The organism is Emticicia sp. W12TSBA100-4 (genome assembly GCF_040253585.1).
In the GTDB taxonomy this organism is placed as follows: domain Bacteria; phylum Bacteroidota; class Bacteroidia; order Cytophagales; family Spirosomataceae; genus Emticicia.
Genome location: NZ_JBELAU010000006.1, coordinates 25,388 through 48,575, shown reverse-complemented (window position 1 = coordinate 48,575; position 23,188 = coordinate 25,388). Strand labels below are relative to the sequence as shown.

General features: G+C 36.1%; 20 protein-coding genes and 2 tRNA genes. 12 read left to right on the top strand and 10 right to left on the bottom strand.

Features of this window, described 5'->3' with window-relative positions; all coding sequences use genetic code 11:
* The first annotated feature begins 65 nt into the window (after positions 1-65).
* Together ABR854_RS09395 and ABR854_RS09390 are read left to right on the top strand one after the other, a co-directional pair.
* Positions 66-197, top strand: coding sequence for a hypothetical protein (locus tag ABR854_RS09395; protein ID WP_350265149.1), 132 nt, complete (start codon positions 66-68; stop codon positions 195-197).
* 40 nt (positions 198-237) lie between these two features.
* Complete coding sequence (locus ABR854_RS09390; protein ID WP_350265148.1) at positions 238-2,682, top strand: TonB-dependent receptor; 2,445 nt, start codon at positions 238-240, stop codon at positions 2,680-2,682.
* Positions 2,683-2,761: 79 nt separating this feature from the next.
* Here ABR854_RS09390 and ABR854_RS09385 read toward each other — a convergent pair whose 3' ends face one another.
* Positions 2,762-3,217 (bottom strand): Uma2 family endonuclease, encoded by a 456-nt coding sequence (locus ABR854_RS09385; protein WP_350265147.1) that lies wholly within the window; start codon positions 3,215-3,217, stop codon positions 2,762-2,764.
* A 155-nt stretch (positions 3,218-3,372) separates the two neighbouring features.
* Between ABR854_RS09385 and mutS the strand changes: the two genes are divergently transcribed.
* From mutS to ABR854_RS09370, 3 genes are all read left to right on the top strand, one after another.
* Entirely contained in the window at positions 3,373-6,000 is a 2,628-nt protein-coding gene (gene mutS / locus ABR854_RS09380) for a DNA mismatch repair protein MutS (RefSeq protein WP_350265146.1), read from the top strand.
* A gap of 49 nt (positions 6,001-6,049) precedes the next feature.
* Positions 6,050-6,319 carry a hypothetical protein gene (locus ABR854_RS09375; RefSeq protein WP_350265145.1) on the top strand — a complete coding sequence of 90 codons (270 nt, stop codon included), beginning with the start codon at positions 6,050-6,052 and terminating at the stop codon, positions 6,317-6,319.
* Positions 6,320-6,396: 77 nt separating this feature from the next.
* Positions 6,397-7,119, top strand: coding sequence for a DUF6503 family protein (locus tag ABR854_RS09370; protein WP_350265144.1), 723 nt, complete (start codon positions 6,397-6,399; stop codon positions 7,117-7,119).
* 42 nt (positions 7,120-7,161) lie between these two features.
* Here the strand turns inward: ABR854_RS09370 and ABR854_RS09365 are convergent, their stop codons facing one another.
* Positions 7,162-8,811, bottom strand: coding sequence for a glycosyltransferase family protein (locus ABR854_RS09365; RefSeq protein WP_350265143.1), 1,650 nt, complete (start codon positions 8,809-8,811; stop codon positions 7,162-7,164).
* 96 nt (positions 8,812-8,907) lie between these two features.
* A complete protein-coding gene (locus tag ABR854_RS09360; RefSeq protein ID WP_350265142.1) occupies positions 8,908-9,372 on the bottom strand; it encodes a hypothetical protein in 465 nt (154 codons plus the stop codon).
* 311 nt (positions 9,373-9,683) lie between these two features.
* On the opposite strand from ABR854_RS09360, the gene carB reads away from it, so the two are divergent.
* The gene (gene carB, locus ABR854_RS09355; protein ID WP_350265141.1) at positions 9,684-12,524 is read left to right on the top strand and encodes a carbamoyl-phosphate synthase large subunit; all 2,841 of its coding nucleotides are present in this window, start codon (positions 9,684-9,686) and stop codon (positions 12,522-12,524) included.
* Between the two features lie 89 nt (positions 12,525-12,613).
* On the opposite strand, the gene ABR854_RS09350 is transcribed toward carB, so the two are convergent.
* A complete protein-coding gene (locus ABR854_RS09350; RefSeq protein ID WP_350265140.1) occupies positions 12,614-13,150 on the bottom strand; it encodes a hypothetical protein in 537 nt (178 codons plus the stop codon).
* Between the two features lie 441 nt (positions 13,151-13,591).
* Entirely contained in the window at positions 13,592-14,209 is a 618-nt protein-coding gene (locus ABR854_RS09345) for a helix-turn-helix domain-containing protein (RefSeq protein WP_350265139.1), read from the bottom strand.
* Between the two features lie 105 nt (positions 14,210-14,314).
* Between ABR854_RS09345 and ABR854_RS09340 the strand changes: the two genes are divergently transcribed.
* The 6 genes from ABR854_RS09340 (at position 14,315) to ABR854_RS09315 (ending at position 20,333) form a co-directional block, all read left to right on the top strand.
* Positions 14,315-14,515 (top strand): hypothetical protein, encoded by a 201-nt coding sequence (locus ABR854_RS09340; RefSeq protein ID WP_350265138.1) that lies wholly within the window; start codon positions 14,315-14,317, stop codon positions 14,513-14,515.
* Between the two features lie 59 nt (positions 14,516-14,574).
* Positions 14,575-15,855 (top strand): site-specific integrase, encoded by a 1,281-nt coding sequence (locus ABR854_RS09335; protein ID WP_350265137.1) that lies wholly within the window; start codon positions 14,575-14,577, stop codon positions 15,853-15,855.
* 293 nt (positions 15,856-16,148) lie between these two features.
* Positions 16,149-17,399, top strand: coding sequence for a DUF5906 domain-containing protein (locus tag ABR854_RS09330; protein ID WP_350265136.1), 1,251 nt, complete (start codon positions 16,149-16,151; stop codon positions 17,397-17,399).
* Positions 17,400-17,779: 380 nt separating this feature from the next.
* Complete coding sequence (locus ABR854_RS09325) at positions 17,780-18,625, top strand: DUF8464 domain-containing protein (RefSeq protein ID WP_350265135.1); 846 nt, start codon at positions 17,780-17,782, stop codon at positions 18,623-18,625.
* Between the two features lie 363 nt (positions 18,626-18,988).
* Complete coding sequence (locus ABR854_RS09320; RefSeq protein WP_350265134.1) at positions 18,989-19,204, top strand: hypothetical protein; 216 nt, start codon at positions 18,989-18,991, stop codon at positions 19,202-19,204.
* Positions 19,205-19,250: 46 nt separating this feature from the next.
* Positions 19,251-20,333, top strand: a complete 1,083-nt coding sequence (locus ABR854_RS09315) for an ATP-grasp domain-containing protein (protein WP_350265133.1) — start codon at positions 19,251-19,253, stop codon at positions 20,331-20,333.
* A 269-nt stretch (positions 20,334-20,602) separates the two neighbouring features.
* Here the strand turns inward: ABR854_RS09315 and ABR854_RS09310 are convergent.
* The 5 genes from ABR854_RS09310 to ABR854_RS09290 all read right to left on the bottom strand — a co-directional run bounded on the left by ABR854_RS09310 (position 20,603) and on the right by ABR854_RS09290 (position 22,996).
* Positions 20,603-20,676 (bottom strand) — tRNA-Arg (locus ABR854_RS09310).
* A gap of 18 nt (positions 20,677-20,694) precedes the next feature.
* Positions 20,695-20,768 (bottom strand) — tRNA-Arg (locus ABR854_RS09305).
* A gap of 69 nt (positions 20,769-20,837) precedes the next feature.
* Positions 20,838-21,143: an NADH-quinone oxidoreductase subunit NuoK gene (gene nuoK, locus ABR854_RS09300; RefSeq protein ID WP_064197220.1), complete on the bottom strand. Its 306-nt coding sequence runs from the start codon at positions 21,141-21,143 to the stop codon at positions 20,838-20,840.
* Positions 21,144-21,147: 4 nt separating this feature from the next.
* Positions 21,148-21,702, bottom strand: coding sequence for an NADH-quinone oxidoreductase subunit J family protein (locus ABR854_RS09295; protein ID WP_350265132.1), 555 nt, complete (start codon positions 21,700-21,702; stop codon positions 21,148-21,150).
* Position 21,703: 1 nt separating this feature from the next.
* Complete coding sequence (locus ABR854_RS09290) at positions 21,704-22,996, bottom strand: 4Fe-4S dicluster domain-containing protein (protein ID WP_350265131.1); 1,293 nt, start codon at positions 22,994-22,996, stop codon at positions 21,704-21,706.
* Positions 22,997-23,188: the final 192 nt, after the last annotated feature.

The following is a 23,188-nucleotide window of genomic DNA, read 5'->3' as shown; positions in this document are numbered from 1 at the left end:
TTTCTTGACTTATAGCAGTACAGCTCAAAGTAAAAGGTAATTCCAACTTTCTAAATCTTACAATCATGACAAAAGAAGCACTTTTCAAATCGAACTTATTTAAAGTTTTTTTGGTCGTATTTATTGCGGTTTGTATCATCAAAATATTTGCGGCAGGCTTTTCTTTTGGGAATTGGCTGTATTTGAAAACCCACTAAGAACCAACACAAACAACTGAATAAATAAAAAAACAAAATTATGATTAAAAGCTATTACATTACAATTTTACTATTTTGGGCTACACAACTGACTTATAGTCAAACGATTGATAAAGTGATTGGCCAAGTGCAGAATGAAAAAAAAGAACCAGTTATCGGGGCAACGGTCATTCTTTCTAAAGCTAAAACCAATAAAATCATCAAGTCAACTTTTACCGATGTTGATGGGAAATTTGAATTTGAAAAATTGAAGGAAGACACTTGCAAATTCACGGTTTCGTATATCGGTATGCAGCCATACGTTGCCGAAAACATCATTTTATCAGCTTCAAACGCAAATGTTGATTTAGGGATTATTTCCCTTTCGGAAGCTACCAAAAACTTACAAGAAGTGACCGTCAAGGCTCAGAAATCGTTCGTAGAAAAAAAGATTGACCGAGTTGTGATAAATCCTGATGCTTTGATTGGTAATGCTGGTACAACTTCGCTCGAAATCTTAGAAAAAGCTCCAGGGGTGCAGGTCGATGTGAATGGTTTGATTACGCTCAAAGGAAAATCGGGCGTAGTAGTTTTTGTTGATGATAAACCCACGTATTTAGCAACCGCTGATCTGGCTGGTTATTTGCGTTCGTTGCCCGCAGGTTCGGTCGAAAGTATCGAAATTATGACCAATCCACCTGCCAAATACGATGCCGCAGGAAATGCAGGTGTTATAAATATCAAGCTAAAAAAGAACCAAGTAAAAGGTTTGAATGGCGGAATTAATTTGGGTTACGGGCAAGGGCGTTACGCTCGAACCAATAATAGTATCAATTTCAATTATCGCATCAATAAGTTCAATTTCTTTACCAATGCCAGTGTCAATCAAAACAATACGTACCAAGATTTGACTATCAATCGCCTTTATTATACGCCCGAAGGTGCTTATTCGTCGGCTTTTAGTCAAAATTCTTATATCAAACGCCAATTGGGGAGCAATAACCTCAAATTGGGTCTTGATTATTATGTATCGAAAAAATCTACTTTGGGACTTGTGTTGAATGGTTTTTATAATCCAACTTTTGTGCCTACCACCAACAAAGCTCAGATTTTGAACCAAAATAACCAAGTCGTGAGCATCATTGAAGCATTTAGCCCCAACGATAGAAAATGGAAAAATGGCAGCATAAACTTAAACTACGCCCTTAAAATTGACTCTTTGGGCAAAGAATTAACATCAAATTTTGATGTGATTCAATATAGTTCAACCCAAGACCAACAACTAACAAATACCATTTTCACGCCCGAAAGAGTTTTGGTTGGCCAAACGGTTTTAGGTTCATCGCTTCCCGCCGAAATCAATATCAAAACCGCTAAAATTGATTACGTAAATCCGCTCAAAGGTGGAGCAAAATTTGAAACTGGAATAAAGACAAGTTTTATCAAGACCGATAACACCGCCGATTTTTTTGATATAGTTAATAGTCAAGAAGTTCCAAATTATGAGTTTTCTAACCGTTTCAAATACAACGAAAATATCAATGCGGCTTACGTGAATTACTCAAAAAATTGGAAAAGACTATCGTTGCAAGCAGGATTACGCTACGAAAATACAAGTATCAAAGGCAATCAGCTGGGCAATAAAATGACTAAAGATTCAACTTTTACGAGGGCTTACAATAGTTTGTTTCCAACGTTTTATTTGCAATATCAATTAGATAGCACACAAACGCACCAACTTGGTTTTTCGGCTGGACGAAGAATCGACCGCCCAAATTATCAAGACCTAAACCCATTTACCTATCCGTTGGATAGATATACCTATTACGGAGGAAATCCATTTTTACAACCAACGTATTCGTATAATTTAGAGGTTTCGCACACTTACAAAAATTTCCTGACAACTTCTTTGGAGTACAGTATTTCTAAAAATCTCATCTTTGAAACCAACGAACAGCGAGGCACAATTTATTACAGTCGCCCCGGGAATTTCGGAGAATTTACTTCCTACGGAATCTCAGTAAACGGTAATTTTACCATCAATAAATGGTGGACACTCCAACTTTATACAGAACTGAAAAATCAAGGTTATAACACCAAAGTTTATGGTCAAACCCTCGATGAAAGTAGATTTTATTGGTATGTTGGCCCAACTAATCAATTTAAAATCAATAAAAAATTATCGGCGGAATTAGCAGGAAATTACCAAACAAGAGTGTTGGCAGGGCAGTTTCTGACGATTCCAGTTTGGTCGATGCGAGCTGGAATTTCGCAGAAAATCTTGAAAGATAAAGGCACATTTCGCATAAATGTTTCTGATATTTTCTACACCAACCAACCAGGCGGAGACATCAGAAATATCGCCAATGCCAAAGCCAATTGGCTAAGTTATCTCGATAGTAGAGTCGTAACGTTTTCATTTGCTTACCGATTCAGCAAAGGTAAAACCCTCAATGCACGCCAATCAGGTGGCTCAGAAAGTGAGAAAAGTCGGGTGAAGTTGTAAAAAAGTGAATTTAATATAAAAGCGGTTGTATTTTGATTTATGATTCAAAATATAACCGCTTAATTTTGGTAAATATATTTTACTCGAATACTTTCTTTAAATCAATTTCAATATTTAGGGTTTTATCTTTCAGCATTTCGTCTTCATGATAAAACTCATAATGAGTAGGGCTATCATAAACTAAAATTGCCTGTAAAGTCGGAATCACAATCCAGCAAGATTTTACGCCAAAATCAAAATAAGGTTCGAGTTTTTCGACCATTTCCTTTGTGCTTTGTGATGCTGATTGAATTTCTATTACAAGCAAAGGTGCATCTTCCCGTCTTGAAGGGTCATTTTTGAAATCAAGAGCTTGTTGAGGATAAATAGCTAAATCTGGCGTTGTATTACATGGTTTAGTAGCCAAAGTAACGCTAAAAACAATACGAAATAGATTTGAAATTTTTGATTTTAATTCAAAACCTAAGTTTATTTTTATTGCACCACTGAGAGTGGTATGACATGGTCTAATGTCTTCCATTAAATTGTTTCTCATCGTAAACTTACTACTTTTTTCAAATTAACAAAAACCAAAATCTATATTCAAAATTTGATTATTTTTTTGCTTTTCCCTAATTCTTTTTTACAAAAATCCCCTTTTTTCTCCTAAATTTGGGCTAAATTTTACAAACATTTAGCAAGCAGAGAATCGTGGCAAGACCTTCAAAAGAAGAATTAGTAAAGCAAATCAAGGAAACTCCCTTAAACCGTCAATATAACCAAATCAAGTCAAAATACCCTGGGGCAATGTTGTTGTTTCGGGTGGGTGATTTTTACGAAACATTTGGCGAAGATGCCATTCGTGCCTCAAAAATCCTCGGAATCGTACTTACTCGCCGCAATAATGGTGGAGCTCAAGGAGAATTGGCGGGTTTTCCGCATCACTCGCTTGATACCTATTTGCCAAAACTCGTTCGTGCAGGAGAACGTGTAGCCATCTGCGACCAGCTCGAAGACCCATCAACCGCCAAAGGCATTGTGCGTCGTGGGGTTACCGAACTCGTTACGCCTGGGGTTTCGTTCAATGATAACGTTTTGAACCACAAACAAAACAATTATCTCGCTTCTATTCACTTTGCCAAACCCGATTATTTTGGTGTTTCGTTTCTCGATGTCTCAACGGGCGAGTTCCTCACAACCGAAGGAAATACAGCATACATAGATAAATTATTACAGAGTTTCGCACCCTCAGAAGTGCTTTATTGCAAAAAACACCGAGGCGAATTTCAGATACTTTTCGGAGATAAATTTAATGAGTTTACCTTTGAAGACTGGGCTTATAAATTTGATTTTGGCTATAATTTACTCTTAAATCACTTCAAAGTGGCAACTTTGAAAGGTTTTGGCGTAGAAACCATGCCCGATGGAATCACAGCGGCAGGCGTAATTTTGCGTTACTTGTCCGATACCGAGCATAAAGAAATGGGACATATTTCCCGCATTACTCGTCTCGACGAAGACAAATACGTTTGGCTTGATAAATTCACGATTCGCAACCTCGAATTGGTTTTTGCCCAGCACGATGGCGGTGTCCCGCTCATTCAGGTGCTCGACCAAACTATCACCCCGATGGGAGCGAGGTTGCTTCGTAAATGGTTGGTTTTACCGCTCAAAGAGCGTTCACTCATTCAAGAAAGGCTCGATACCGTTGAGTTTTTTGTAAAAAATGAAGAGATTCTCGAACAACTTTCTACACTCCTCAAACCAATCGGTGATTTAGAAAGATTGATTTCAAAAGTGGCCGTTCGACGCATCAATCCACGAGAATTGGTAACATTAAAAAGGGCTTTGGTGCAAATCGACCCTATCAAAAAACAACTGGCTTTAGGCGGTGAAAAATTCTCGGTGCTTCAAAAATACATCAACCAACTCACTGATTGTCAGTATTTAATTGATAAAATCGAAAAAGAATTACGTGACGATGCTCCTGTGGTTACAAACCAAGGAAATATGATAAAATCAGGCGTTGATGCTGATTTAGATGAGCTTCATAAAATTGCTTTTTCGGGAAAAGATTTCTTGATTGAAATCCAAAATCGAGAATCGGCTCGCACGGGTATTCCTTCGTTGAAGATTTCTTACAATAAAGTTTTTGGCTATTATCTCGAAGTATCCAATTCGCACAAAAGCAAAGTTCCGCCCGAGTGGATTCGTAAACAAACGCTTGTCAATGCTGAGCGTTACATTACCGAAGAACTAAAGATTTACGAAGAAAAAATCCTGACGGCCGAATCAAAGATATTTGAGATAGAATACCGAATCTTCAATGAGTTAGTCATCACGGCCAATGAGTTTGTGGCACAAATTCAGCAAAATGCCCGAGTGATTTCTATTCTTGATGCACTTTCATCATTTGCGAAAGTGGCTCAGAAGAATAATTACTGTAAGCCGCAAGTTTCTGATAATAAGGTGCTTAATATCAAAGAAGGCCGCCACGCAGTTATCGAACAGCAACTTCCTTTGGGCGAAGCCTACATTCCAAATGATTTGTATTTAGATGACCAAACCCAGCAAATCATTATCATTACTGGGCCAAATATGGCGGGTAAATCGGCCTTGCTTCGTCAAACTGCTTTGATTTCGCTCATGGCACAAGTGGGTAGTTTCGTACCCGCCCAAAGTGCCGAATTGGGCATTGTCGATAAGATTTTTACAAGGGTAGGAGCGAGCGATAACCTTTCTCGTGGCGAATCGACATTTATGGTTGAAATGACTGAAACGGCTTCAATCTTGAATAATTTGAGCGACAGAAGTCTCATAATCATGGACGAAATTGGTCGAGGAACCAGCACCTACGATGGCGTAAGTATTGCGTGGAGTATTGCAGAGTATTTACATAATCACCCAAAATGTAAGCCTTACACGCTCTTTGCGACGCACTATCACGAACTTAATCAATTGGCCGAAGATTTTAGCCGTATTAAAAACTTTAATGTTTCGGTAAAAGAACTCAACAATAAAGTTGTATTTTTACGTAAGCTCAAAGAAGGTGGCAGCGAACATAGTTTCGGTATTCACGTAGCACAAATTGCAGGTATGCCTCAATCGGTAGTGCTTCGAGCCAATGAAATTTTACATCACCTCGAAAAAGACCATATCAAAGAAGATAACAAAGAGAAAATTCGAGAAGCTCCGAAGAATAATTTCCAATTAAGTTTCTTCGAGCCAGAAGACCCTAAGATTGAAGAATTAAAAGCAAAACTAAAAGCAATAGATGTAAATACACTTTCACCAATTGAGGCCTTACTAAAACTCAACGAATTGGTGAAATTAGTATAAACAGATTGCATAATTTATCATTATCCATTAACAATTATCCATTCATACAATGGCATCATTCAACATCGACTACCCAGGTTCATCTAATGAATTTGTAGTAAACGCCACAAAGGCTATTCAAAACAAAGGTGGTGTTTTTCAAGGAAATGCAAATGCTGGTTCGTTTAGTTTACAGACACTTATTGGAGTGGTAAAGGGTAATTATAAAGTCATTTCCGACCCAAATAGTCCACAAACGAAGGTAGAAATAACAATTACCAAAAAGCCGATGATTGTACCGATGAGTAAGATTCAAGAAGTGATTGCCTCGTATTTTTGATAAATCAGTAGCACAATTCTCCGAATTGTGTTTAATACAACATTTTAACTCACAATTCGGAGAATTGTGCTACAACTATGAAAAAACTTATTCTAATATCAGCCTTTGCTTTAGCATTGGTTGCCTGCAAAGACAAAACCGATAAAGCCCGTGAAATTGTCGATAAAAGTATCGAAGTACACGGTGGAGCAAAGTATGAGAAGTTTATGGCTGAATTTGATTTCCGTAAGTTTCATATAAAGCTCATGCAAAATGAGGGTAAATTTCAGTATGAACGCATCTCAAAAGATAGTGCGAATAATGAAGTTTGGGATATTATTAATAATGAAGGTTTTCTGAGAATCATCAACGGAAATCAGATTACTCTTTCAGAAAAAGACCAAGAAAAATATAAAAATGCTGTCAATTCAGTAGCATATTTTGTGCTTTTGCCCTATAAATTGAAAGATAAAGCAGTAAATCTTGAATATCTCGGCGAAGCTGAAATCGACAAACAAAAATACGATAAAGTTAAAGTATGGTTCGATAAAGAGGGCGGAGGCAAAGACTTTGAAGACGTTTATTGCTATTGGTTTAACCAGAAAACACATCTTGTTGATTATTTGGCATATACTAATGGTGGACCAAGATTTCGCCGTGTGAAAAACCGTCAAACAGTCGGAGGTATTGTTTTTCAAGATTACGAAAACTTTGCCATTACTGATACGACCATTCAGGCATTCGACTACGATAAGGCATTTATTGCAGGCAAAGACTCGCTACTTTCTTTAATCGAGCAGAAAAATATTGTAGTTAAATAACTTCAACAAATAAGCCACATCGAATCATGTGGCTTTTTATTGCTACTTGGTAGCGTTCATTTCTTTTAACCTATCTTTGTGAATAAAGACTCGTTGTTCATCAAATTCACCGATAAATTGATAGTTTGAGTCAATATGCTCTTTCAATTCTTTATTAGTTTCATAACCCAATTTATCACGTGTCATAAAGGTGTTTTTAGTAGGGTGAGCATCTACAAAAACAGGAAATGGTTTTTCTTTCAATTCAATAATAAATTCCTTTTGGAAGTTTTTTTGAAGCGAATCACTATACATTCCCCAGTGCGAGTTACTCCATCTTATTCCCTGAATACGTTTAGTTTCCAAATATAATCTTCCAGCATCGCCCCAAACAACCAGCGATTCATTAGGTCGTGAATACTTCAAAATCTGATACCCCGTTTGTGAAATTGATAAGGGGCGTTGAGGCTTATCAGCACTTATGAAATGATTTGAGAAGGCGGCAGTATGGGTTTGTAAGATGAGGTATAGTGTAGCGATTATCGAAAGACCTATATTGAGTATTTTTTTTGAAAACTTTGATAGCTCATTGAGCAGAAAGGCAAATAAAAATACTGATGGGAAAATTAAAAAAAGCAAATAATGATGAAACATAAACCCCGTTTTATAGACCGAAAAAATAGTGCTACCTACGAAAAGAATAAGCGTACTACTCAAAATATTAGGCTTAAATTGCTTTTTTATAAAAATAAAGTATAGTAGTAGTAGCCCAGATAGCAGAATAATGATACGAATAAAAATATTGAAAGGGTCGCTGAATGAAATAAAAATACTATGAATGATACTGCGACTTTCTTTTCCGTAAGACAAATTATTTTTGAGATAGAAAATCCATATTTTATCAAGAAAATGATAATAATATCCTATTAGTACCAAAACAAAAGAGGTTAAACACCCACTAATTGTAAAAATGATAGTATTTTTCAAAAAATCGTTTTTTCGTTTTTCATAAATTAGCCAATAGCCACTTAGTGTTAGACAAAATGCAATCGGAATGGCTTGTAATTTTGTAAATATGATTCCACCAGCAATAAATCCATATATAAAAACATCCATCTTTTTGATGTTTGTTTTATTTGTATAAATTCTCGCAAATAAGTAGAGCATAATGCTCATCAAAAAAATAGGAAGTTGCTCACTACTAAAATTGACAAAATCCCAATGTCGGGTAAGGCCTAAGTAAGCGGTAGCAGGAAATAAACTCAGTAAGGCTGTATGGGAAGAGAAAAGAATTTTTAATGTCAAAAAAATGAATAGACAGCTTCCCATAAGCAATAAAATTCCAACGATTCGAGCAGAAATATAGTCGTATGGTTGTCCGAAAATCTCACAAAATGCAGTGATGATATAAAAATTAAAAGGACCACTTGTGCAACCATCCACTGATTCCCAATAAAGCGGTGATTCTGCAAGGGTCATTGCTCCAACGATGAAGAGATTTTCATCAGGATTCAGCATTTCGTTGAATACTATTGCAGGTAATCGAAAATAAAAAAGCAGCAGTAATTGAAGAAAAAATGCAGCCCTTATCAACCAATTGTTGATTAGCTGATGGCTTTTGAGCGATGAGATAACAGTTAAAAGTGCTGCTGAAACAAACAGCAGCATTCCCAATGTCCAATAAGACACTGGAGAATCATCAAATGTAATCATTTTTAAGTAACACGAAATAATAGAATTTCAATGGCTATTTTGTTATAAATTTGTTTTAATTTATTATGTAAATCAAAACAGTATAAAAAAGCTGTGTTAATTGCTACCAACCGCAACCTTGGTAGCGTCAAGTTGAGCATCAAAAAACCAATAATTCACTTTAAAACTTTTTTCTGAAAAAGGCTTGAGCGATAAATCTTCGGTCAATTCCAAAACTTGTTTTATTTCAAACATATAATTGTCGTTGTTTTTTGCTCTCGCTGCCAGTTTTTCAATAGAACCTGTTCCGGGAAGTTTAAGGGTCGCAATTTTCTGACCATTTCTTATCAACGAAGCCTCAACCAAGGCAACCGCCAATTCTTTATTACTGATGGCATCGTAGGCTTTTATCTGAATATTGTGGTCAGCTCTGGTGAAAGTTTGATTAGATGGGTGTAGTTTTCCATCAATATACATCTGTACTTTAATTTTTTTCTTCTCGGTAAGTTGTGGGCTTTGTGCCAAGAGTTGTGAAGAAAACAAACATAAGCCCAAAAAGCTAAAAAGTAAATTTTTTAACATAGTAGTAATTTTATAGTGTTCACTCGGTTTTAAAACCTATTTGTTATTTAGGGTTTTCAAAAATAAATAATTTTTCGCACAATACATATTTTCATTAGATTACTTTTATTCAACTTTAATGTTTTGCCAATTGAGTTATATTTTCAATAAATTGATTTAACGGACTTTAAACTTAATATTATTGTTATTGTATTGTACTTTTCTAAGATAATTAACTGGTTTCCATGAATAAATAAAAATTCTATGTTACCTTTGTCCTTCGATAGTCACGTTTAGAGCGTGTAGTAATCGAAACCCCCTTCAAAGAAAAAATGCCAAAAAATCCCAATCTCAAGTCAATTCTTATTATCGGCTCTGGCCCTATTGTCATCGGTCAAGCCTGCGAATTTGATTACTCTGGTTCACAAGCCGCAAGGTCACTTCGAGAAGAAGGCATAGAGGTAAGTTTGATAAACTCAAATCCTGCCACTATCATGACCGACCCCCTCAATGCTGATTTCGTTTATCTCAAACCTTTGGAGAAAAAATCCATCGTTGAAATCTTGGAAAAACACAAGCAGATGGGTCGCCCGATTGATGCAGTTTTGCCGACAATGGGAGGCCAAACCGCTCTCAATTTAGCCATTGATTGTGACAAAGCAGGTGTTTGGAAAAAATATGATGTTCAGATAATCGGTGTTGATATTAAAGCCATCGAAACAACTGAAGACCGTGAGAAATTCAGACTAAAAATGCTTGAAATTGGCGTAGGTGTTTGTAAAGGTCGCACGGCACGTTCGTTCTTGGAAGGAAAAGAAATTGCTCAAGAAATCGGTTTTCCACTCGTTATTCGTCCTTCTTACACACTCGGCGGAACGGGTGGTGGTTTTGTGAATACGCCTGAAGAATTCGATAAAGCCCTTAATAACGGTTTACACGCATCGCCAGTGCATGAAGTATTGGTTGAACAGTCAATCTTAGGTTGGAAAGAATTTGAGTTAGAGTTATTGAGAGATAATCTCGGCAATATCGTAATCATCTGTACAATTGAGAACTTCGACCCAATGGGTGTTCACACAGGTGATTCAATCACGGTTGCACCTGCCATGACTTTGCCTGATACAGTTTATCAGAGAATGCGTGATATGGCAATCAAGATGATGAATGCTATTGGACAGTTTGCGGGTGGATGTAATGTTCAGTTCTCGCTTCATCCAGAAACTGACGAAATCATTGCCATCGAAATCAACCCACGTGTTTCTCGTTCGTCAGCATTAGCATCTAAAGCAACTGGTTATCCGATTGCCAAAATTGCCGCCAAAATGGCCATTGGTTATAACCTTGATGAGTTGATTAACCCAATCACAGGAAGCACTTCAGCATATTTTGAGCCAGCAATCGACTACGTAATCGTAAAAATTCCACGTTGGAACTTTGATAAATTCCCAGGGTGCGACCGTTCGCTTGGTTTACAGATGAAATCGGTTGGTGAAACAATGGGTATCGGTCGTAATTTCCAAGAAGCACTTCAAAAGGCTTGTCAGTCGCTTGAAATCAAGCGTAATGGTTTAGGTGCTGATGGAAAAGAATTAAAAGACCAAGATGCACTCAAAAAGTCTTTGGCTAATCCATCTTGGAATCGTCTATTTCACGTCTATGATGCTTTCAAGGCTGGACTTTCGTTCAAAACCATTCAGAATCTTACTAAAATAGATAAATGGTTCTTGCGTCAAATCGAGGAGATGATAATGCTCGAAAAAGAAATTGAGCAAACGACTATTGATGAAATTTCACAAGAATTATTGCTGACTGCCAAACAAAAAGGCTACGCTGATCGACAAATTGCTCACTTGCTAAACTGCAAAGAAAGTCAAGTTTTCAATAAGCGTATTGAATTGAAAATTCATCGTATATACAAGTGTGTTGATACTTGTGCAGCTGAATTTGAAGCAAAAACACCGTATTTTTACTCAACTTTCAGTACATCGCTTGATAACCTTGATAACGAGTCAGTTAGCTCAAACAAAAAGAAAGTTGTTGTACTAGGATCTGGGCCGAACCGTATTGGACAAGGAATTGAGTTTGATTACTCTTGTGTACACGGAATTTTGGCGGCAAAAGAGTGTGGCTACGAAGCTATCATGGTGAACTGTAACCCTGAAACTGTTTCGACCGACCCTGATATTGCTGATAAATTATACTTTGAGCCAGTTTTCTGGGAACACGTTTATGACATCATTCAGCACGAAAAACCAGAAGGTGTAATTGTGCAGTTGGGTGGACAAACTGCCTTGAAAATGGCCGAAAAATTGACAAAATACGGCATCAAAATCATCGGGACGTCTTACGATGCCCTTGATTTGGCCGAAGATAGAGGTCGTTTTTCACAAAGATTAAAAGAAATGGATATCGCTTATCCGTTGTTCGATACTGTTCGTTCTGCCGACCGTGCCGTAGAAGTTTCTCGTGAGTTAGGTTTCCCATTATTGGTGCGTCCGAGCTACGTTTTGGGTGGACAGAGTATGAAGATTGTTATCAACGAACAGGAACTGGAGCAGCACGTTGTGAAAATCTTGAATGACATTCCTGATAATAATATCTTGATTGACCACTTCTTAGAAAATGCTATCGAAGCTGAGGCTGATGCAATCTGTGATGGTGAAAATGTATATATCATCGGTATCATGGAGCATATCGAGCCAGCAGGTATTCACTCAGGCGACTCTTACGCATTGCTTCCAACGTTTGATTTAAGCGAAGCAGTAATTGCTCAAATTGAAGAATATACTCGCAAAATTGCAGTAGGATTGAACACAGTTGGTTTAATCAATATTCAGTTTGCGATTAAAGACGAAAAAGTTTATGTAATTGAAGCCAATCCTCGTGCTTCTCGTACTGTGCCATTTATCTGTAAAGCCTACCAAGAGCCTTACGTAAACTACGCTACGAAAGTAATGTTAGGAGCGAAAGTAACTGATTTTGAATTTAACCCTGTGAAGAAAGGTTATGCAATTAAGATTCCAGTGTTCTCGTTCAATAAATTCCCGAATGTAAATAAAGAACTTGGCCCAGAAATGAAATCGACAGGTGAAGGAATTTATTTCATTGATGATTTAACAGATGATTATTTCTTGAAAGTTTATTCGGAAAGAAATCTCTATTTGAGCCGTTAAGGATATAAAGTACATAGATAGGTATTAAAAAAGTCGTTAAGCAAAAACTTAACGACTTTTTTAGTATCCAGAAAATGACATTTAAACGATTATTTCCTTCCAAACCACCAACCAATCCAAGAACCAACCAAAGCCCAGCCCACTATGGCATCAATCAAATCAGGAATTGTATTGGTTTCAAACCAAATTTGTTTGGTATAGTCAGTGATTAAATAAGCTATTAACCCAAAGACTAAAGCCGAAATGAGAGTGCTTTTAAAATCGAGCGAACTTTTTAGTAAATAGGAACAAAACAAAAAAACTACTAAAATATCAATCAAAAGCCCTCGAATCATATTCAGTGACATGTTGGCATTCATGGCTTTATGATAGCGGATCTCGGCCCAAGGTTTGCCTGCTGACTCCTTCATTAATTTTTCGTTTTCTTCCATAGAAGCACCTTGTGGTAGGGTTGGCAGATAATAGCTACCGTCTTCGAGGTTCTGACCAAGAAAATCTAATATTTCTTGTTGTTTTGGCGTGTAGTTTTGCATCGGTCGATGCGTGTCAAGAATTGTCCAAGAGAGAAATTGCCAAAAAAAGAGGATAAGGCCTCCAACTACGGATGCAATGATGGTCTTTTTCATAAATAAATAAGGTTTAAAGAATAGTTAGGTACTAAAATGCTTTTCAAAATTAAAAATATTTTTGAAAAAGTTGTATTATAGGAAGAAATTGTTTTGAAGGCTTGTATTTTGAGAGATAGAGAAAAGAATTTTTTAGCAAAAAATGGGTCATTTGATTAACTTCTATGAGCGATTGAAGATTCAAAGAAAAAATTTCTCGCCCCAAACCTTCTCATCCGAGTATAATAAAAAAAGGAGAAGAGCTAATGCTATTCTCCTTTGTGACCGCGTAGGGGTTTTACTTCTCAGAACTAAAACAATAACTATCAGTCATTTATAGAATCTTTTTGCCAATTTGTAAGCCATCTATGTAAGCTAAGCAATGAAATATTTTACTGAAATATATTGCAAAGTGTTGATTATAAGTGGTTTATGTAGTGTAAGCGAGTCTATTAATTGACACTAAGGTAGTAATAGTCGTATAACGTCATAATTATCTAAAAAGACTTTGAAGCCTTTTTCTTCTTCTAAATTTCCAGTCAATTTATTTACAATTTCTCTCTTATCTTCTTGGGTGAAATAGTAATCAATTGCAAAGTCGTTTTGTGAATAAATTATCTTTTGTAATTCTTCTTGAGATATTTCGCTAACGTTTACTTTTTTCGCAATGGTTAAATCTGTATTCAATAAATTGATACGCCCAACTTGATACATTATCATCAATTGAAAAGTCAATTGACGATTAATACTATTTAATTTTACCTTATTTTCATCTTGAACTAATTGTAATTCTTTATTTCTTTCTTCTAATATATTATTGAGTTTTTCCAATTCTGAAACTCTCTTTTCTATTCTTTTTACTTTCTCAATATCTATTGATTGTACTTCAATACCTAATAGCTCATTGATTTCTACGCCCAGAGCTGATGCAATTTGTTTTAGCTGCTCAACAGTTAATTTTTCGCCCCTTTTTTCCAAACGAGAATAGTTAGGTTGGTCAATACCTAACTTATTAGCAAGTTCAGATTGCTTAATTTTTTTGCGTTCTCGAATCTCAATTATAGTTTTTGAAATATCCATCTACAAATGTATGTACCATTTGACAAAATTTTAATAATATATTTTGCATATATAATGTTCATTATTACATTTGTAATATCATTTTTAACATAAATAATAACAAATATGCAAAAGTCAAGTATCGCACAAGCCATCGAAGGAAATACAAAACTTGTATTTAAACCAAATGTTGAATTTTACGATAATACTCAGATAAATAAGAAGCGATGGGCTTTAATTTATCGAGGCGAAAAGGAAGCTACTAAAAGTGAGTTAGAAAAAATAGCAGCATACTTTTCTATTCCAATACAAAAGTTCTTTAAATAATAAACAAGCCCGCCACTACTGGACATAGTGAACGGGCTTTTAAACATTCTATTTGAATCATGGCAAAAATAACAAATTCCCCGATAGGTAACAAACTCCAAGATGCTCAACATGGTAAGGGTTTAAAATCGACTGAAACAAGGTTTAATGTATTAGTATGGCAAAGAAAGATAAACCCGAAAAATGCCGACACTAATTGTACGATTATGATTGATTTACAATTTGGCAAATACCGTAAACCATTTTCTACAAATATGAAATGCAAGTACGGCGACCTTGATACTCAAAACTGGAGCATCAAAGGCGATACACACCGAACATTGATGTTGCAAGATATGAAGCTACGAGCCGAAAAAGCATATATAGAACTCACTTTAACCGAACGTAGCATTGATTTAGACCTCATAAAATCTATTGTTTTGGGCTTGGGCGTTGCTACAATTCCAAACCTACAACACGCACTTACTTTGTTTTTAAAAACAGTAGAAGACGATTATAAAGTAGGTGATAAAAGTATAGGCACTGTCAGAAAAATCAAGGTACAAACCAAACATATAAGCGAGTTTGGTATTAGTCGTTTAGGCAAAAATGCGAGTTTAGAAGCTATTGTACCATACGATATTAAGGAGTTTAGTAATTGGCTAAAAAAGGAAAAGAAACTAAGTCATAATGTAGTTCAAATGGTTTCAGGGCATTTCAAGCGAATCATGGATTTTGCCGTAGAAAAGGAATGGATTCGTAGAAATCCTTTTATGAGTTTCCGCAGAAAGTTCGAGATAAAACGTGGTGAAGCTCTTACAGAAGAAGAAGTATTAGCCATTGAGAAACTGCACCTAATAACGAGCCTTGACAGGGTTCGAGACGTGTTTATATTTATGTGCCATACCGGGTTATCATATTCGGATTGTAGAGCCTTAAAACCACATAATTTTTTACCACTCGAAACGGGCGAAACTTACATCCATAAGCCACGAGAAAAAACGGGTACATCACAAACTATCTACTTGACTAACAGAGCATTAGAGATTCTTGCCAAATATCAAGATGATAATTATTGCAAGCAATACGGCTTGATTTTACCCGTAATTAGCAACCATAAACTAAACCTCCAGCTAAAAGCAATAGGAGCATTGGCAAAGATAAAGAAAGTGCTTACGTGTCACGTTGCAAGGCGTTCGTATAGTACGATTCTATACAATGCAGGTTTATCGGAGTTGGCAACTAAAGCAACAATGGGCCACACGAGCCTTGAGGTTACTCTAAAGCATTATGCAAAAGCAGAGCATAAAACCGTACTCACAGACCTAAAAGAAGCCTTTAAACGCACAAAATTAGGATGATGAAGGACTTTAATTTAGACAATGAACGTATCAAAATTCAATCGAGAATTATTGAACACCAGGAGCGAGAAATTGAGGTATTGAAAGAGATTATCCATGAGTATAAAAAGATGGTCAAAACCTTTGATAGAGCCGTTAAACCGTCATTGAATTAAACAAAAATGCCCTCGATGAAACGGGGGCGTTTTTGCAATTTCTTTAAAGATAATTAACCCGTTTTTTAAGTGGTAGTACCCCACTATGAATAAATAATAAACCTATTCATCCATTGAATGCAAAATAACAACAAAATTATGAAAGATACCCATATTTTAGAGAAAGAAAGATTAGCAAAAAAGTTTATTCGTGTAGGAGATAATTACCTGAAAGAAGTATTTAAACCCGACAAAGATGGCAACTTATACAGATTTTACGATAAGCGTGAAAAAGGCACGGTACAAGATGATTTGGGCGGAAAGAATAGCGACTATTTTAAATCTATTAAAAAATATGAAGGTTTTGTAAATGTACCTTCACACACTAATTATCAGCAAGTTATACAGGGTTTCTTCAATGAATACTTTCAATTATCACACAAACCAAAAGCAGGTAAACATGAAACTATTTCTGCTTTTCTGAATCATGTTTTTGGTGATAAAGTGGATTTTGCTTTAGATTATTTGCAGCTGCTTTACACTAAACCAACGCAACGGCTGCCTATTATCTTACTGGAATCAAAAGAACGTGGTACAGGCAAAAGTACCTTTGGTAATTTACTCAAGCTAATCTTTCAAGATAATTCGGTAAAGGTCGGAAACGCTGATTTAGACAGTAATTTTAATTCTGTTTGGGTTAAGCGTTTAGCCATTATTGTCGATGAAGCATCACTCGAAAAGAACAGCGTAATGCAAATGCTCAAACGTTTTAGTACTGAGACTGGTCGAGTAACATTCAATGAGAAAAACAAAGCACAGAGCCAAATTGATTTCTTTGGTAAATTTGTATTATTGAGTAACGAAGAAGGGCGAGCGTTACCAATTGAAAAAGGTGAGAACCGTTTTGCCGTTTTTAAAGTGCCGACCTTTGCAGAAAAGGGCGTGACTGATAACCCAAATATAGAAGCCAACTTTTTAGACGAGATACCGTCTTTTCTTCATTTCTTAGTAAACCGCAAATTAGTACATCAAGAAGAAAGTCGAATGTATTTTGCACCCGAAATTTATTACACCCAGCAACTTCAATACTACTTTGATAATAGCCATTCTGCAACTGGTAGAGCCATTAAAGAACTCATCATTGAATCATTTAACTTTTTTGAAGAAGAAAAAGAACTCTGTTTTTCAGTATCGAACCTTTGCAACGAATTGGAAGGCAGGTTTAAGTTTTTAGACCGTTCGAGAGTAAAGAGAGCATTGATTGAAGAGTTTGGAATGACCGAACAGAAAAAGAGTAGGTATGAGTATTTCAGTTTAAAGAGTGCCGAAAATACAAAACAGGAATCAGTTTATTTACCTACAAACGAAAACAACTATCACTTTCTATTTGAGCGAAAGCAAGTACTTTGAAAAGTGCAATTTAGATAATTGTCTCGATTGTAATTTTTTTGATTTGACTAATATTGTTAATCTTAGAATAGTACAATTTGACTTTTTCAATTATGGCTAAAAGTGGCATATTTTGGAACATTTGGAACACTTTTGGAACAAAGAAAAAATCTGAAGTAAAGCTAAATATATGATTTAGAAATACATTAAAAAATCTTGGAACTTTGGAACAAATGATTGTAAAGTATTGAATATAAGTATTTTAATATGTTCCAAAAGTGTTCCAAAAGTGTTCCAATGTTCCAAAAAGTTTGTTTTGTTCCAATGTTCCAAAAAAACAGGTATATCACTCCAAAACACATTGTCAGTACAATTTTAACAAAGCATACAAAAGAAAAGAAATGAACCTCGAAGCAGTCAAAAATATATCAATGCAAGCCTATCTACAAAGCATAGGTTTTGAGCCAAAAAACCAAAGTGGCAACAGGTTGTTTTATCATTCACCATTTCGCCCAGCCGAAACAACGCCCTCTTTTGCAGTTCGACCAAAGCAGAATGATTTTATTGATTTTGCAACGGGCAAAGGTGGCGATATTATCAAGTTTGTGGAGCGTTACCACAACGTAGATTTTAAAGAAGCCGTGCAGCTCTTGCAGTCTTTTGATGGTATGGTCAAACCCGAATCCTTTTCTTTTGTATGCCATCAAGAAACAAAGCAGCCGTTTCAACTCAAGAAAGTAAAGGCACTCGATAACAGAGCATTACTTGAGTATCTAACTGAAAGAAAAGTAAACTTATCAATCGCTAAAATCTACCTGAAAGAAGCATACTATAATACCAAAGAATTTGCACTTGCATTCGAGAATGATTTAGGCGGTTTCGAGCTACGTAACAAAATAAGAAAGTTCGGTACAAGTCCAAAGACTATTACAAGTATCAAAGGAAAGAGCAAAGTAGCCGTTTTAGTTTTTGAAGGTTTCATGGATTTTCTTTCTTATCTCACAATCAAAAATATTGAAACTCCTGAGTTTGATACAATCGTACTGAACTCAACAAAGAATCTACATTTAGCAAATGACTTGCTAAGTAACTACGCTAAAATATTTTGTGTACTGGACACAGACAAGACAGGCAAGAAAGCATTTTTGGAAATTTTTGGCAATTGCCAAAAATCAAAAGTTATTGATTGTTCGGTCAGATACGCAAGATTCGGAGATTTGAACGAGTGGCTAATGAAAAATAATTGAATAGTTTTTCATTAAACTGTTTGTAAGTCATTGATAATCAGTGTTTTATGTTTAATTATCAGAAGTGGCAATTCCATCAAAAAAGTGTTTTTCAAAAAGTTGCACCCAAAATCTCTTGGTTGAGAGCGTAACTAATTGATAATCAATTAGTTATATTTTTAAAAACTTTTTTTTTGCCTGCTTTTCTGAGAGTTCAACCCGCCGTTTATCGTATTGGCAATTGCCAAAAATAAAATGCCGAATATATGAATTTGAAACCCTCAAAACTCCAACAGTTTCAAAAGTAGAAAAACCGTCCTTTACAAAATGGCTCAATTGATAAACCTTTGCAACAGTATTTAACACTTAAACAATGATGTAACTATGGCATGGACAGAACAGGATAGCGTTGAACTTCAATATGCTATCCACGGCACTTGCCCCGATGGATGGGTGATTTGTCAATTTACAGGAAAGGCACGAAAGGGGAACGCACAATCAATGGACACTTACAAAAAGAGTCGTACTACATCCCAAGAGCAGAATGAATTTGCCCGTAGGATTAATTCTTTACTAAAAGATAATGACCTACAAAAATGACAATCTTTAATTAACAGTTTTTTACAATTTAAACAATTACAGAATTATGAAAGTAGCAATTTTGAGCAACAGTAGTCAAGCGTTATTAACTAAAACGCTTAAAGACAAAGGACATGAAGTAGTCCTATTAAATCCAAGTCAAATTTACCTTTACATTTCGGAATATGAAAGTGGTTATGATAGGGTTTACATCGAATCCAGCAACCCGAACCAACCCGAACGGCTTAACATGAGTGGTATAGATGCAATTATTCCACGGATTAGCGGGGCGAATTTCTTTTATGCTTGTGCGGTTGTACGCCATTTTGAAGACTGTTTAGGGGTTTACAGTACAGGTTCATCATTAGGTATGACAATAGCAACAAACAAGTTTTGGACATCCCAAAAGTTAAGCGAAGCAAAGATTCGACAACCTAAGACTGTATTTGCTGATTATCCGCAATATCCTAAGTTTTTAATCGACTTAGTTGGAGGACTCCCAGCAGTTGGCAAACTTCCACGAGGTTCACAAGGAAAGCAGGTATTTATCATGGAAAGCGAAGTTGGTGCAAATACGACTTTACAAACACTTTACAGTTTGAAACAAAATGTTATCATTCAACAATACATCGAAAATGGTGCAAAAGACATTCGAGCGATTGTAATAGGTGATAAAGTAGTTTCTGCAATGGAGCGTAAAGGTAAAAACGACTTTAGAGCAAATTTAAGTCAAGGTGGTAGCGGTCGAGATGTTTTAAGCGAATTGACAGAAACCGAGAAAGCAAATTGCGTAAAGTGTGCCAAAGCATTAGGGCTTGATTTTGCAGGTATTGATTTTATTAGACTTGCACCTGATAATTGTTATTTTTTGGAGGTTAATGGCGGAAATAGTGGTGAGAAAATTATAAATATTACTGGACGAAATCACTACGAAGATTTAGTTGCCTTGATTGAATCAAAAGTAAAAAAGGCTTCCACAACCACAACAAACCAAGTCGAAAAATCAATACCAACTCCATCTACTCAGGAAGATTCAGAAAATGAAATTGCCGAGAAAGAATACAATCGTTTAAAAGTAAAATCGTTTCATACACCTGATGAAGCGGGGAAGTACACTTTTTTGTCGAGAATGTTTGGAAAAAAGGCTTAAACAGGCGGTATAATAGAACGGTGCATATATCGGAGCTTATCGGACTGTAAGCAGAAATATTAAGAAAAGTTGCTTACAGTTTGCTTACAATAAAAGCATAAAAAACACCTTTAGGCTCAATATAAAAGGTGGTATGCACCGATTAACTTCAAAGAATTTGCAAAAAAAATGCTAACAATATTTAGCTAATTTCTTGCTAACAATCTTTGATTCTTACTTGCAGGAACAAATAAAAACGCCCTCAGAAGTGATTCTAAGGGCGTTTCTTGTGACCGTGTAGGGATTCAAACCCCAAACCTTCTCATCCGTAGTGAGACGCTCTATTCAGTTGAGCTACACAGCCGTTTACTATTTTACTTTGTGACCGCGTAGGGATTCAAACCCCAAACCTTCTCATCCGTAGTGAGACGCTCTATTCAGTTGAGCTACGCAGCCATCTATTTTACTTTTCCCCATTTGGGACTGCAAAAGTACGACTTAAAATTACCTTTGTCAAGCCTTTTATTATTTTTTTAATGAATTTATTTCATCTAAATCAAGGTTCTTGAAATAGTCATATAATTTCAAGATAATCGCCAGTGCTACGGTTACTTCAGCAGCTGCCACAACCATTATAAATAGTACAAACATTTGCCCTTGCAGTCTATTTGGGTCATATTGACTAAATGCAACAAGATTTAGGTTTACAGCATTGAGCATTAATTCAATGCCCATCAGAATCAAAATTGCGTTCCGTTTGGTTACCGCAACGGCCAATCCTATCGAAAACAATAAGGCACTAATAACGAGATAATTTTGTATGGCTATCATCTGATTAAACTTTCTCTTTTTTTGCAATATAAACTGCTCCAATCAAAGCAGCCAATAAAAATATACCAATAACCTCAAACGCAAAAATATAATCGGTCATTAGATTTATCCCAATTTGCTGCAAACTACTGCTATTATGAATTTGTTTACCAACGATATGGAAGTTGGCAGCAAATATAATTTTCAAGAACCCCAAAAACAAAAGTACCGCAACCAAAACAGCCCAAAAACGATTGTGATGCCCAACTTCAATTTTGTTGGTTTGTAAATTGGTACGTTGGAAATTCTTATTATTGGTGAGCATAATACCAAAAATCAATAGTATCAGAATTCCACCTACATAAATCATAATCTGACTAACTGCCAGAAAATCAGCTCCTGCAAAAACGAAAAGTCCAGCTATACCTAAGAGCGTGAGCAATAAACTGTATGCTGCATAAAGTACACTCTTAGTGAAAAGTAAGTATAATGCACCACCAACTGTTATTACTGCAAAAGCAGCAAACGCAATTTGCTTGATGAGCGTATAATCAAGGTTTTTTAATAATTCGTCAAACAATTTAGTCGTTATTTTTAGGTTTAATTTTCATTGTTGGCTTAAAAACAGGTTTGGGTTTAGGCGTTTCTGCCGTTACTTCTTCTGCTTTATTATCTTGCGTTTCGGTTGTTTCTGCTGGTTTTGTAGCAGGCTTAAAAGTCGGCTTGAAAACAGGCTTCGGTTTCGGAGTTTCTTCAGTTACCTCCACAGCTTTAGTTTCTTGCGTTTCAGTTGTTACTGCTGGTTTTGGAGCAGGTTTGAAACTTGGTTTGAAAACAGGCTTAGGTTTTGATGTTTCTTCCGTTACCTCTTCAGCTTTAGTTTCTGACGTTTCAGTTATTTCTGCTGGTTTTGGAGCAGGTTTGAAACTTGGTTTGAAAACAGGCTTCGGTTTCGGGGTTTCTTTCGTTACCTCTTCTGCTTTGGTTTCTGGCGTTTCAGTTATTTCAGTTGGTTTTGGAGCAGGTTTGAAACTTGGTTTGAAAACAGGTTTCGGTTTCGGCGTTTCGGCTGCTATATTTTCTGTTTTATCTTCTTGTACTTCGGTTGGTTTAGGTGCTGCTTTAAACGCTGGCTTGAAAACAGGCTTCGGCTTTGGTGTTTCTACAACAATATTTTCAGAGTTATTATTTTCAGTAATTGTTTCTTCTGAATCTTTTACTACTGGTTTTGCTGTGGGCTTAAAGGCTGGTTTAAACGAAGTCTTCGGTTTTGGAGCTTCACTCGTGTTTTCGTTAGCAGGAGCAGGGGCTTTCTTTAACGCTTCTTTTTCTTCCAAATACTGCTCGTATAACTTGCGTTTTTTATCTGCTTGTTCGTTCGTAAGGTTTGAAAACTCAAAATTTAACTGCGTAATATCTACCACGCTAAAATCATAATCATTGGTCATGGTCAAACATTCGGTCGGACAAACTGTTGTGCAAAGTCCGCAGAAACAGCATTTTGCCATATCAATATCAAACTTTGCGGCATACAACCTAATAGGCGAGCCATCAGAAGCGTAGCTAATAATCTCAGAAGATTTTATGGGTTCAATATCAATACAATCAACGGGGCATACTTTCGCACATTTATCGCATACAATACAATCATCAATCTCGCAGTCGAGTTGATAACGCCCGTTGTCTGGCACTGGTAAAGTCTGATGAGGATATTGAAGCGTAACGATACCCGTTTGCAAATCGAAATAACTCGAATCTTGCATGGCATAAGGTTGTCGGCTTCTACGTGCCTGCCAAAAGTGTCTGAGCGTCAGGCTCATACCTTTGAGAGTTGTTTTTATTCCTCGACTGATATTTTTAAAATAAGCGGACATTCAGTGTTTTTTTCGGGTCACAATTATTTGATTTCTGCAAAGATAACCTCAAAATTGTAATATTAGTCTATCTTTTTAGTATGATAAACAATAAATTTCACTTCAAAGTTTGTGCCTAAGTCTATTTTGGCAGATTCTATGGAATAAGTTTAAGACGAATTGCTTAACTTTGTGCCAAATTTAGAGGATAAA